Origin of the sequence: Dyella sp. C11, from assembly GCF_003121485.1 — a bacterium.
Taxonomy (GTDB): Bacteria; Pseudomonadota; Gammaproteobacteria; order Xanthomonadales; family Rhodanobacteraceae; genus Dyella.
In genome coordinates this window covers 311,658-323,952 of record NZ_QAVX01000002.1, presented here as the reverse complement: position 1 = coordinate 323,952, position 12,295 = coordinate 311,658, and the positions used below count along the sequence as shown (strand labels likewise).

9 protein-coding genes are annotated in these 12,295 nt (G+C 65.2%); 3 read left to right on the top strand and 6 right to left on the bottom strand.

Annotation, left to right across the window (positions count from 1 at the left end; translation table 11 throughout):
* Nucleotides 1–317: 317 nt before the first annotated feature.
* Genes DK366_RS03790 through DK366_RS03780 form a run of 3 tightly spaced genes read right to left on the bottom strand, consistent with a single transcriptional unit; the run spans nucleotide 318 to nucleotide 2,067 of the window.
* Nucleotides 318–878, bottom strand: a complete 561-nt coding sequence (locus tag DK366_RS03790) for a YceI family protein (RefSeq protein ID WP_198651404.1) — start codon at nucleotides 876–878, stop codon at nucleotides 318–320.
* Complete coding sequence (locus DK366_RS03785; protein ID WP_109124173.1) at nucleotides 878–1,450, bottom strand: cytochrome b; 573 nt, start codon at nucleotides 1,448–1,450, stop codon at nucleotides 878–880. Before DK366_RS03785 ends, DK366_RS03790 begins: the two co-directional genes overlap by 1 nt.
* Nucleotides 1,447–2,067, bottom strand: a complete 621-nt coding sequence (locus tag DK366_RS03780) for a YceI family protein (RefSeq protein WP_109124172.1) — start codon at nucleotides 2,065–2,067, stop codon at nucleotides 1,447–1,449. Before DK366_RS03780 ends, DK366_RS03785 begins: the two co-directional genes overlap by 4 nt.
* Before the next feature lie 184 nt (nucleotides 2,068–2,251).
* On the opposite strand from DK366_RS03780, the gene DK366_RS03775 reads away from it, so the two are divergent.
* Nucleotides 2,252–5,839 carry a hybrid sensor histidine kinase/response regulator gene (locus DK366_RS03775; RefSeq protein ID WP_109124171.1) on the top strand — a complete coding sequence of 1,196 codons (3,588 nt, stop codon included), beginning with the start codon at nucleotides 2,252–2,254 and terminating at the stop codon, nucleotides 5,837–5,839.
* 125 nt (nucleotides 5,840–5,964) lie between these two features.
* Here DK366_RS03775 and DK366_RS03770 read toward each other — a convergent pair whose 3' ends face one another.
* Nucleotides 5,965–6,387 carry a DNA polymerase III subunit chi gene (locus DK366_RS03770; protein ID WP_109124170.1) on the bottom strand — a complete coding sequence of 141 codons (423 nt, stop codon included), beginning with the start codon at nucleotides 6,385–6,387 and terminating at the stop codon, nucleotides 5,965–5,967.
* A 169-nt stretch (nucleotides 6,388–6,556) separates the two neighbouring features.
* Nucleotides 6,557–8,044 (bottom strand): leucyl aminopeptidase, encoded by a 1,488-nt coding sequence (locus tag DK366_RS03765; protein WP_109124169.1) that lies wholly within the window; start codon nucleotides 8,042–8,044, stop codon nucleotides 6,557–6,559.
* Between the two features lie 210 nt (nucleotides 8,045–8,254).
* Between DK366_RS03765 and lptF the strand changes: the two genes are divergently transcribed.
* Nucleotides 8,255–9,352: an LPS export ABC transporter permease LptF gene (lptF, locus tag DK366_RS03760; RefSeq protein ID WP_232820900.1), complete on the top strand. Its 1,098-nt coding sequence runs from the start codon at nucleotides 8,255–8,257 to the stop codon at nucleotides 9,350–9,352.
* On the top strand, nucleotides 9,352–10,452 hold the full coding sequence (gene lptG / locus DK366_RS03755) for an LPS export ABC transporter permease LptG (RefSeq protein ID WP_109124167.1): 1,101 nt from the start codon (nucleotides 9,352–9,354) through the stop codon (nucleotides 10,450–10,452). Before lptF ends, lptG begins: the two co-directional genes overlap by 1 nt.
* A gap of 84 nt (nucleotides 10,453–10,536) precedes the next feature.
* On the opposite strand, the gene DK366_RS03750 is transcribed toward lptG, so the two are convergent.
* The gene (locus DK366_RS03750) at nucleotides 10,537–12,285 is read right to left on the bottom strand and encodes a glucan ABC transporter ATP-binding protein/ permease (RefSeq protein WP_109124166.1); all 1,749 of its coding nucleotides are present in this window, start codon (nucleotides 12,283–12,285) and stop codon (nucleotides 10,537–10,539) included.
* Nucleotides 12,286–12,295 lie beyond the last annotated feature (10 nt).

Below are 12,295 nucleotides of genomic sequence, written 5' to 3'. Positions count from 1 at the left end.
CCCACAAAAGTGGTGCTGGCTTACCTGGCCGTGAGCACCGAGCGCGCGTTGACCTTCACATCACTGGCGATGACCGTTGTCGGCACCGTTGATGTGTAGGAGCGCACTCGTGCGCGACCGCAGCGTGGCACGGTGCTGCGTCGTTCGAGGTGATGGTCGCGCACGAGTGCGCTCCTACAGGGAGTGCCGCAGCGGGGTGCGCGAACCATCGACTGTGTGGGAGCGCACCCTGTGCGCGACGGCGCCCTCAGGGGCATCTGTACCGTGCGAAGTGGCTGTCGCGCACAGGGTGCGCTCCCACAAAAAGTGCTGCGGGCTTACTTGGCCGTGAGCACCAGGTGCGCGTTGATCTTCACGTCATTCGCGATCACCGACGTATCGGCGTAATCACCGCCGCCCACGCCGAAATCAAGACGCTTCACCGAACCGGTCACGTCCATGGTGCCGCCCGTACCTGCGGGCTTGAACGCCACGTTGAGGCTCACCGGCTTGGTCACGCCGCGCAGCGTGAGGTTGCCGTCGGCCACCACCTGCGCGCCATTCTGGCGAAAGCCGGTGGTGACGAAATGCGCCTTGGGAAACTTGGCGATGTTGAAGAAATCTGAGCCGGGCAAGGCACCGTCGCGATCCTTGTCGCCGGTCTTCACGCTGGAAAGGTCCACTTCCACGTCGAACTTCGAGGTGGCGAGCTTGGCCGCGTCGTAGCTGATGGCAGCGGTCCACTGGCCGAAGCTGCCGTCGAACGCCTGGCCCTGGAAGCTGCCGGCAAAGCCGAGCTTGCTGCCGGCAGGCTGCACGGCGTAATCGGCGGCACTGGCCAGGCCGGGCAGGGCAAGCGCGAGCAGCAGCGGGGCGAATTTCAATGCGGAGCGATTCATCAACGTTCTCCTTTGGGGTTCGGGCGCACGCGTGCGAAGGGGAGCATGCGCCGCAAGGTGTTGTCGCGGTCGACGAGGTGATGCCTGAGGGCACCGGCAATGTGCAGTACCAGCAGCGCCACCAGGAACCAGAACAGGTATTCGTGCACGCCGCGCCACAAGTGGCGCGCATCCGGGTTTGCGTCGGTAAGCGCCGGCAGGTTGAACAGCTTGAAGAACTGCAGTGGCTTGCCCACGATGGAGTTGAACCACCATCCGCTGAGCGGCAGCAGCGCCACCAGCAGGTAAAGCGTCATGTGCACGCCGTGTGCCACATAGTGTTGCCAGCGCGGCGCGGGTTCGTCCCTGGGCGGGCGGTTGGCCAGTCGCCACAGCACGCGCAGCAGGAACAGCGCGAGCACGGTCAGGCCGATCGATTTGTGCAACGCCAGCCAGTTGATCTTCTGCATGGGCCCGTGGGCCAGATCCATGCACAGGCCGAAGATGCCGTTGCCGATGATCAGCAGGGCAATCGTCCAGTGGAAGAATTTGGCCACCGATCCCCATTGATGCTCGGTGTTGCGCAGACTCATGGCGTTTCCTTGTTGTTATGGTTTGGATCGTCCTGCACGGCTTCCAGTTCCAGCCAGATGCTGACGCCGTGGCCGATGGAGTTGGGCGTTGCAGTGATGCCGTACTCGTCGCGATTGAGCGTGGTCGTGCCGGAGAAACCGGCGATGGTGCGCATGCCGTAGATGGTCGTGCCGCGCCGATTGACGGTGAATGCGATATCCACCGGATGCGTCACGCCGCGAAGCGTCAGGTTGCCGCGCAGCACACCGTGCGTGTCGTCCTTGCGTTCCACCGATGTGCTGATGAAATGCGCATAGCGTGCCTTGTCCGCGTCGAGGTAAGCCGGCTTGAGCACGGCGGCGTTCCACGCGGCATCGCCCATGTCCAGGCTGTTGAGGTCCACGTCCAGCTCGGTGGCGGCCTGGCTCCAGTCATCCGGATCGAAGCGCAGCCAACCCTTGGCGATGTGCAGCCGCCCGAACGGTCGCGAGAAGCCGTTGTGGTCGATGCTGAAAAGGATCTGGCTATGCGTGGTGTCGTACGTATACGTGGTCGGCGCCGCCCATGTCGTGGCGAACGGCGCCAGCGCGCCCAGCAAGGCGATGAGAAGTCGGCTGAGGAGGCGTGACCCTGGCATGGGCGGGAGTCTGGACGATCCGCCGGGGCGATGCCAGCCGCCCGCCGGAAACGGATTGTTTCCCCGGGAGAGGCTCGGCGCATCCTGCGGCAACGCGTCCTTCAAGGAAAGGGAAGTCGGCCGAAAGCCATGTTCGTTCCTGCGATGCAGGTCTGGCATGATCGAAAGATTCTGGGGGAAGTGCATGTTGCCGTCCGTGTTGCTCAGTGTTGTCCTGTCTGTGGCGACAACCACTCCGGTGGTTGCGTCCACGCAGGCCGCGCCGGGTTTGCCGCCGCCGGCGACGGTGCAGGCCACAGGCAACACGGCCCTTGCCACGCCACAGTTCCGTCGCTTCGGCACGGCCGAAGGCCTGCCGAGCAGTACCGTCTATACGCTGCTGCAAGGGCCGGACGGCACCATGTGGTTCGGCACCAAGAGCGGCATCGCCCGTTACGACGGCGTCAGCTTCGAAGTGTTTCGCCACGTGGCGGGTGACCCGCAATCGCTGTTCAACAACGGTATTTCCGCGCTGATGTTCGATCATGCCGGCCACCTGTGGGCCGCGGGGCTGGAGGCGGGACTCAACCGTTACGACGAACGTTCGAACGCGTTTCGCCACTGGGCGCACGACCCCGGCGATCCGGCGAGCCTGGCCAGCGACAAGGCGTGGTCCATCGCGCAGACCAGCGACGACACCCTCTGGGTCGGCACGGCCGTGGGCCTGGACCGCATGCGCAAGGACGGTCGCGGCTTCGACCACGTGCTGGTCACGGGTGCGACGCCCGAGGCGCTGGGAACGGTAGGCGCATTGTTCGTGGATGCGCGCGGTCAGTTGTGGGTGGGCAGCGACAGCGGCGTGTTTCGCCGCGACCTGGCGGGCGAGTTTCACCTGATTGCCACCGAGTCGCCGGACAAGTCGCTGGATGCATGGCGCATCGAAGGCGATGGCGATGAAATTCGCGTCGCGTCGTCACACGGGCTGTTCGTCGTGGGCAGCGACGACGTGGCGCGGCAGCTTGGCAGTGGCGAGTTGCCCGACACCAACATCCTCAGCAGCGTGCGCGATCGCGCGGGGCGCATGTGGGTGGGCACGCAGCACGGGCTTTTCCTGAAGGAGCCCCAGGACGCACACATCCAGGCCGTTACCAACCAGCCGGTGCTCTACGGCAACCTGCCCGGCACCTGGGTGTGGCAGATCCGGCCTGACAGCGAAGGCGGCCTGTGGATTGCGTTGTTCGAAGGTGGCGTGGGTTACCTCGCGCCGGGCTGGGACAGCGTGAGCCGCTTCACTCATATTCCCGACGATGACAACAGCCTGCGCGATTCGGTCGCCTATTCCGTGGCGCGCGGGCACGAAGGCTCCATCTGGGTGGGTGAGCGCGGCGGCCGCGTGGATCGCCTGTGGCCCGCGACGGGCCAGGTGGATCATGTGATCTCGGGTTTGCGCGGCGATGTGCTCGCGCTGACCGAAGACGTGCCTTCGCGCCTGTGGGTCACCACGCAAGGCGCGTTGTTCCGCTATGCGAATGGCAAGCTCGATGCGGTGGACGGCTATCCGCACGGCATGAAACATCCGCTGGAAGTGGAGGTAGGCCCCGATGGCAAGTTGTACGCACGGACGTTCGGCGAAGGCCTGTTTCGCATCGACCAGGACACGCTCACCGTCACGCCCATTCGTGTGGTCCCGGAGCAGGAGAAAGCGCGCTGGGGCAGCCAGCTCACGCTGAGGAACGGCACGTTCTGGTACGCCAGCGACGGCGGCATGTTGCGCCTCGATCGTTCGTTCGATCATTTCGAGCCCGTGCCCGGCGTGGACAATCGCCAGGCCGTTGATGCCTTCGACTTCACCGACGATGGCATGTGGATGGCGCGTCCCAATGGACTGGAGCACTACCACTACGACGGCGACGGACTTGCGCTCGATCGCAAGGTCGACGCCACGCACGGCTGGCCATCCGTCAACGTGGTGGACCTGGCGGTAGACCAGCATCATCGCGTCTGGATCTTCGGTCGCGACGGCCTCTGGCGCTTCGACGCCGTGACCGGGCAATTCCGCGAGATGGGTTTGCAGGATGGCTTGAGCAACGGCGAATTCCTGCGCGGTTTCGGTCGCATGAAAGACGGCATGATCTACTCGCCCACGCTGGGCGGCGTGATGGCCTTCAATCCCAATCGATTGATGCCGCATGCCGAACCACCACGGCTGGCGATCACCCACATCAGCGTGCGTCGCAACGGCGCGCTGCGTGATCTGCCTGTGCCGGAGACAGGGCACCTGTCCATTGGCTGGAAGGATTCCGGTCTTACGGTAGACACGCGCGTGTTCTCGTACGTCGATCCCGCCGCCAACCGCTATCGCTTCCGCGTCGTGGGCCTGGACAACACCTGGGTAGACACGGGGAATCACGGCGAACGCGACCTCACCGGACTGCCACACGGCGACTACACGCTGGAAGTCATGGCGGCGGGTGCCGACGGCGTATGGACGCAACTGGCGAAGCCCTTGCAGATTCACGTGCAGGCGCCGCCGTGGGCGCGCTGGTGGGCATGGTGCGCGTATGTGCTGCTTGGCGTGCTGCTGGTATGGCTCTCGTTGCAGGTCTGGCGTCGTCGACTCGCCGAGCGCCATCAGATGCAGTTGGCCGAACAGCGCAGCACGCTTGCCGAGCAGGCCAGTGCGGCCAAGACGCAATTCCTCGCCACGCTCAGCCACGAAATCCGCACGCCCATGACTGGCGTGATGGGCATGGCGGAACTGTTGCTCAGTACACCGCTCAGCCGCGTGCAGCGTGATTACGCCGAAGCCATGCAGCGCTCCGGCGGCATGCTGCTCAAACTGGTGAACGATGCGCTGGATCTCGCCCGCATCGAAGCGGGCAAATTGGATCTGGAGAACGCGCCGTTCGACCCGCGCACGCTCATCGACGACGTGGCGACTCTTGAAAAGGGGCAGGCACAGGCGAAAGGACTGCGCTTTGACGTCGACATGCCGGCCGACCTTCCCGCGCGCATGATCGGCGATGCACTTCGCACCAAGCAGGTGCTGCTCAACCTGGCCAACAACGCATTGAAGTTCACCGAACGTGGTGGCGTGACGCTGCGGGTGCGCCGCACCGACGACGGTCTTCGCTTCAGCATCATCGACACCGGTCCGGGCATTCCCGAGGCCAGCCAGTCACGCCTGTTCCAGCGCTTCGAGCAGGCAACGGGCCCGCAACGCCGCGCGGGCAGCGGATTGGGCCTGGCCATCTGCCGCGAACTGGTGGCCATGATGGGCGGCAGCATCGAGCTGGAATCCAAGGTGGCCTTCGGCAGTACCTTCCACGTTCGCCTGCCGCTGCCGGTGACGCAGGAACCCGCGAGCGTCGCGAGCCAGCGTGGTGACGGGGTGAACGCAACGCCGTTGCGCATTCTGCTGGTGGAAGACGACGCCATCGTCGCCGCCGTGATTCGCGGCCTGCTCGAACGTGCCGGTCACGACGTGCGTTATGTCGCCAATGGTCTTGCGGCGCTCGCCGAATTGGCCCAGACCACGTGCGACATGATCCTGCTGGATCTCGACCTGCCGGGTATCGATGGTTTCCAGATTGCGCGATTGATTCGCCAGCGCGAGGAACCCGACCAGCACATCCCCATTGTGGCCATCACGGCGCGTTCGGGCGGCGATGAAGAAAGCCGCGCACGCGACGCCGGCATGGATGGTTTCCTGCGCAAGCCGCTGACGGGCGAGCAGTTGCAGGATGCGATCAACGCGCAGCTTGTGGCGTCGCGAGAGGTTGTCGACGGCTGAGCATTGCCAAAGCGGAAAATATCCCTGTGGGAGCGCACCCTGTGCGCGACAGGGGCGCGTCAGCGCACCGTTCCAGCCTGTTGTCGCGCACAGGGTGCGCTCCCACAGGTGACGGCTTTTCGCTGTTACATGTCGAACTTGTTCACGTCGAAGCCGCGGCGCTTGTATTCCGTCCAGCGCGTGCGCGAACCATCGCGTTCGGCCGGCTCGGCGGCCACCACTTCAAGCACGCGGTCGAAGTTGCCTGGCGCGCAGTCTTCGCGCAGGTTGATCAGCATCGGTCGGTCGGGCGTGTCCACGCCCGGTGGCACGATCAGCACGGCGGTGGCGTGGTCATCGTCGTCACCGGCGAGCTGGTGCGAGATGAAGCCGTCGGGGTCGAATTCCCACAACAGCTCGTCGATGGCCTCGGCCTGCGCGAAATCGCGGGCCAGCACCAGCGTGGGCTGCTGCGCGGCGAACGCGCGCTTGGCCAGCTCGCATACCAGCAGCAAGGGCTGCTCGCGGAAACGCGGCTTGTCGATCAGGTAGAAGTCGGCGCGAGGCATGGCGGAAGGCTCCGTGTTTCGTCATGCCGGCGCAGGCCGGAATCCAGTAGCGATGCAGTTCGGTCTTTGCAGCAAGTCGGGTGCTTTGACTGGCGGCGAAAACCGTACGCTTCCGTCACTGGATTCCGGCCTGCGCCGGAATGACGGTTTGGATATAACGTATCGCGGGTTACGCCGCGCGATCGATCAGCCACTGCACCAGCAGCGACACCGGGCGACCCGTGCCCAGGCCCTTTCGACCTTCGTCCCAAGCGGTACCGGCGATATCCAGATGTGCCCAGCGCTGACCTTCGGTGAAGCGCGCCAGGAAGCAGCCGGCGGTGATGGCGCCCGCGTTCTTGCCACCGATGTTGGCGACGTCGGCGAAGCCCGATTCCAGCTGCACCTGATAGTCGTCCCACAGCGGCAGGCGCCATGCGCGGTCGAGCGTGTGCTCGCCCGCTGCGATCAGTTCGGCGGCCAGATCGTCCTGCTTGGTCATCAGGCCGCTGGCGTGTTTGCCCAGGGCGATGACGCAGGCGCCGGTGAGCGTGGCGGCGTCGATCAGCACCTTCGGCTGGAACGTCTGCGCGGTGTAGGTGAGCGCATCGCACAGGATCAGGCGACCTTCCGCATCGGTGTTGAGCACTTCGATGGTGAGGCCGGAGAGGCTGGTGAGCACGTCGCTGGGACGATAGCTGTCGCCGTCGGGCATGTTTTCCACGGCCGGCACCACGCACACCAGGTTCACCGGCAGGCCCAGCTTCACCGTGGCCACGAAGCTGCCGAGCACGCCGGCGGCGCCGCCCATGTCGAACTTCATTTCTTCCATGCCCGGGCCGGGCTTGAGGCTGATGCCGCCGGTATCGAAGGTGATGCCCTTGCCGACGAAGGCGTACGGCTTGTCGCCCTCGTTGCCGCCCTTGTACTCAAGGATGACGAGCTTGGGCTTGTTGGCGGAGCCACGACCCACGGCGAGCAGCGAGCCGAAGCCCAGTTCGCCCATCTTCTCGTGGTCCAGCACGGTGCAGCTCACCTTGTCGTGCTGCGCGGCGAACTGCTCGGCCTGCGAGGCGATGTAGGCGGGGTTGCAGATGTTGGGCGGCAGGTTGGCCAGTTCGCGTGCGAAACGCACGCCTTCGGCCATGGCCGTGGCCTGGGCCAGGCCGGCCTGGGCGTCATCGCCACCGGCGAAGGTGATGGCGGTCAGCTCCGGCTGCGCGGACTTTTCGCGCGGCTTGAAGGTGGCGGTGTAGCGGTAGGCGGCGAAGTCCGCGCCCAGGGCGGCGGTGCGCACGCGCCAGGCGGCGTCGTGGCCGGGCACGTCCACTTCGGTGAGGTAGGACACGGCGCTGTCCACCGGCAGGCGGCCCACGGCGCGTACGGCTTCGATATTCACCTTCTGATAGCGTGCACCATCGAACGTCTTCTGCGTTCCCAGACCCACCACCAGCACGCGCTTGGCGACGATGCCCTCCGGGGCGTACAGCACAGCCGTGGTGCCGGCCTTGCCGCTAATGTCACCGCTTTCCACCTGGCGCTTGATGGCGCCGTGCGCGGCGGTGTCCACGCGGGCGGCGGCACTGGTGAGCAAGCCGTTCTCGTACACGCCGACCACCACGCAGGGGGTTTCGACGGTTTCGGGAGCGACGGAGCCAAGGCTGAACTGGAGAGTCATGGAGATGTCCTGCGGAAAGGTCCGGAAAGGTCCGGACAGGCTAAACTTGGGGTTTGCCGCATCCGGGGTGGGGCGGCGCCAAGCCCTTCATCTTATCGCATGTCGAGAAACAGTCCCCAAGAACCGGGCCGTAACCCGTACACTTCACTGCTGTTTCGCCTACCGCGCGCCCCGCGTGGCCTTCCGTATGCGTGAGGACCGGTTCTGAGCATCCTCGATCGTTATTTCCTGCGTGAGCTGGCGCAAACCGTCGCCGCCACCGCCATCGTGCTGCTGGCCGTCATGGCCGGCACCTCGTTTGCGCACGTGTTGCAGCAGGTGGCGAACGGCAGCTTCCCGGCCAGCGTGATGTTCCAGGTGCTGGGCCTGAACATGCTCGACGGCCTGTCCACGCTGCTTCCGCTGTCCGCCTTCCTCGGCGTGCTCAATGGCCTGGGCCGCATGTACCGCGAAAGCGAAATGCACGTGCTGGCCTCTTCGGGCATGGGTGCGTCGGGTTTGCTGCGTCCGGTCAGCATCCTGGCCGTGGTATTGGCTGTTCTGGTGGGCGCCGTATCGCTGTGGCTTGGCCCCTGGGCCGCGCGCACGTCGGATCAGCTGGTGGCCGCGGCCAACCGTTCGGTGATCGCCGCTGGCCTGGATGCCGGCCGCTTCACGCCGCTGCCGGGCAAGGGCGGCATCATTTTCGTGGACGAACTGAGTCGCGACGGCAGCACGCTGGGCAACACCTTCATCGCCACCGAGCGGGAAGGCCACGACAACGTGCCGCATCTGAAGATCGTCACCGGCAAGCATGGCCAGCTCTATCAGGAAACCGACGGCAGCGGCCGTTTCCTCGCCATCTGGAACGGTTTCCAGTACGACATCCCGCTGGGCGCCGACAACTGGCGCAAGATGAAGTACGAGCGCAACGACGCCTCGCTCGACAGCATCCAGTCCGACGACAACGACGAAGATCCCGCGCATTCCATGACGCTGGCGCAGCTGCTGCGCACCGACAACCCGGACACGCGCGCGGAATTCGCCTGGCGCACCATCGCGCCGTTCCAGACCCTGGTACTGCTGGCGCTTGCGTTGCCGCTGTCGCGCCAGAGCCCACGTGAGCCGCGCTTCGGCCGCATGTTCCTGGCCATCCTCACGTTCTATTTCTACTACCTGCTGCTGGCGATCTGCCGTGGCCAGATCATCAAGGGACATTGGCACCATTCGTTCCCCATGTGGATGATCACGCTGATCGTGTTTGCGGCCGCCGCGCGCATGTTCCAGAACCAGTACTCCGCGCGTAAGCCGCGCAAGGCGGTGGCGTGATGCCTTCCTTGCGTATTCGCCGCGTCGACTGGCTGGTGGGCACCACCGTGCTGGGCGCCATGCTCACCGTGTGGCTGGTGATCACCGGCCTCGATGCCGTATTCCAGTTCCTGCGCCAGCTGGGCAACGTCGGCAAGAACGGCTACACGTTGACCAACGCCGTGGTGTACGTGCTGGTCACGTTCCCGCGTCGCCTGTACGAAATGTTCGGCAACGCCGCGCTTATCGGCGGCCTGCTTGGCCTGGGTGGCCTGGCGGCCACCAACGAGCTGACCGCGCTGCGCGCCTGCGGCCTGTCCAAGTTGCGCATCGCGGCCTCGGCCGTGGGCGTGGTGGCCATTCTCGTGGTTGGCGTGGTGATCCTCGGCGAAACCGCGGCACCGTGGGGCGACCAGCAGGCGCAAGCCATGCAGCTGCGCCTGAAGTCCAACAACGTGGGCCTGGGTGGCGACTCCGGCTTGTGGGCACGCGATGGCGACCGCGTCATCAACGCCAAGGGCTGGATGGCCAAGCACACGGCCACGCACAGCACCGTGCAGCTGCACGATGTACGCGTGTTCACGCTCACGCCCGACGGTCAGGTGAAGCGCTTCGATTGGGCGCAGACCGCCGAGCACGACGGCCACCAGTGGGTGATGAGCAAGGTGCGCAGCACCACGCTGGACGATGCCGGCACGCATTCGACCACCGCCGACAGCCAGACCTGGGATTCCAAGCTCAATCCGCAGGTGCTGGAGCAGTCGGTGATCCAGCCGCAATACCTGCCCATGCGCGACCTGCGCCGGAACATCGCCTACCTGGAGCAGAACGGACAGAACCCGGGCGTGTATGCCTCGGCGTTCTGGACGCGCGCACTGTACCCGCTCAACGTACTGGTGCTGGTGCTGCTGGCCATGCCGTTCTCGTTCGGCACGCTGCGTTCCGGCGGCCTGGGCAAGCGCATGTTCATCGGCATGCTGCTCGCCATCGGCTGGTACTTCCTGCAGAAGGCGATGGTGAACTTCGGCACCGTGTACGGCGTGCCGCCGCTGGTCGCCAACCTGTTGCCGGCGGTGATCCTCGCGATCATTGCGTGGGTGTACTTCCGCAAGCACGGCTGACGCGTCGCCGCGCTCTGCGGCGACCGTTTCCACGGCTGCAAAGACATGGCTGCGTAGACGTGGCGGCCTGGCGGAACTTGCAGGTCACTCTTCGTCCGATGGTGCATCCGGCGCAAACTTGCCTTGTTGCGCCAATTGGGCGAACAAGCCTTCGTTCGCGATGAGTTCGTCGTAGCGGCCTTGCTCGACAAGTCGCCCCTGGTCCAGCACCAGGATCAGGTCGGCGTTGCGCACGGTCGACAATCGATGCGCGATGACGAACGTGGTGCGTCCCACCGTAAGGCGGTCAAGCGCACGCTGGATGCGCGCCTCGGTGGCGTTGTCGAGCGCGCTGGTGGCTTCGTCGAGTATGAGTATTGGCGCGTCCTTCAGCATCGCGCGTGCGATGGCCAGGCGTTGGCGTTCGCCGCCGGACAGTGACCGGCCGCGCTCGGCAACCAGCGTTTCCAGTCCCTCCGGCTTGCGTGCGATGAAGGTCGCGGCTTCGGCGGCCGCGACGGCGGCGTCGATCTGGGCGGGATCTGCCTCGGGATTGCCCACGCGCAGGTTGTCCAGGATGGTCCGGTAGAACATGCCTGCATCCTGGAACACCACGCCGATGTTCCGGCGCAGGGATTCCACCGTCACATCCCGCACATCGTGTCCATCCACCGTCACCCTGCCTTCGCTGGGATCGTAGGCGCGGTACAGCAGGCTCAAGGCCGTGCTTTTGCCTGCGCCGGTGGGGCCAACCAGCGCGATAGTGCTGCCCGGCGGTGCGCGGAAATTCAAATCGTGCAATGCCGGCTGCACCGGGTCGTAGCCAAAGCTCACGTGCTCGAACACCACATCGCCACGCAGGCGGGGCAGGGCGATGGCGCCGGGCCGGTCCGCAATCTCGGATTGGCGATCCAGCACGGTGAAGAAATCACGCAGCGACTGCGACTGGAAAAACAGGTTAGACAGGAACGTGGCGAATTGCTCCAGCCGTCCAATCAGCAGCATGGAAAAACCCACGAAACTGACGATGCCGCCCACGGTGATCTCGCCGCGCGAATGCAGCGCCGCTCCCACGGCAAAAATGGCCACGATGGTCAGCGTACTGGCGGCGCGGTTGAGCACCGACAGGATCGCCCAGCCACGCAGTACGGGATATTGCGCATTGAGCGTTCGCGTCATCAGGTCGTGCAGTGCGCGCGATTCCGCAGCGAGGCGCGTGAAACTCTGCACGACTGTCACATTGCCGAACACATCGCCGGCCCGCGTGGCGATCTCCTGATGCAGCTCCTCCACTTCGCCCTGCGCCTTGTGCGTGCGCTGCACCGCCACGGCGTTGAATACGGAGAAGCAGAGCAGCAACGCGATCATCAGCATCGCCAGCTTCCAGTTCAGCCACAGCGCCACCGGCACCATCACGAAGATCGACAGCAAGGTGGCGAGGTGTTCGCGGAAAAAACTCAGCCAAAGATTGAACAGGTTGCTGACGCCCACGTTCATGATGCGCGCCAGGCGGCCCGTGTGATATTCGCCGTGAAACGACATCGGCATGGATGCCGCGTGCTCGAAGAACAACGCAATCGCGGCAAGACGGCGCCGATGCGCGAGCCGGTCGGCATGCAGCGATACCCACACGTTGGCCAGCACGCCGGCAAAACCGACGCCCGCCCACAGGGCGATCAGGCGAGGCGCGTCGCCCGGGTGGCCGCCCAGTGCATCCACCACGCGACCGAACAGCACCGGCTCAAGAAAGAACACGCCCGCCAGTGCGAGGTTGGCTAACGCAAGCGTGATCGCCAGCTTCTTCTCCGGGGCGAGCAGCGCGATGACACGCACATAGAGCCGCAGGAACGACATGCCGTGGCCT

Bases quoted from the DNA above. Each gene is read 5' to 3' on its own strand.
- lptG (WP_109124167.1), top strand. From the start codon at position 9,352: ATGCCTTCCTTGCGTATTCGCCGCGTCGACTGGCTGGTGGGCACCACC.
- DK366_RS03775 (WP_109124171.1), top strand. From the start codon at position 2,252: ATGTTGCCGTCCGTGTTGCTCAGTGTTGTCCTGTCTGTGGCGACAACC.
- DK366_RS03765 (WP_109124169.1), bottom strand. From the start codon at position 8,044: ATGACTCTCCAGTTCAGCCTTGGCTCCGTCGCTCCCGAAACCGTCGAA.
- DK366_RS03770 (WP_109124170.1), bottom strand. From the start codon at position 6,387: ATGCCTCGCGCCGACTTCTACCTGATCGACAAGCCGCGTTTCCGCGAG.
- DK366_RS03790 (WP_198651404.1), bottom strand. From the start codon at position 878: ATGAATCGCTCCGCATTGAAATTCGCCCCGCTGCTGCTCGCGCTTGCC.
- DK366_RS03750 (WP_109124166.1), bottom strand. From the start codon at position 12,285: ATGTCGTTCCTGCGGCTCTATGTGCGTGTCATCGCGCTGCTCGCCCCG.
- DK366_RS03785 (WP_109124173.1), bottom strand. From the start codon at position 1,450: ATGAGTCTGCGCAACACCGAGCATCAATGGGGATCGGTGGCCAAATTC.
- DK366_RS03780 (WP_109124172.1), bottom strand. From the start codon at position 2,067: ATGCCAGGGTCACGCCTCCTCAGCCGACTTCTCATCGCCTTGCTGGGC.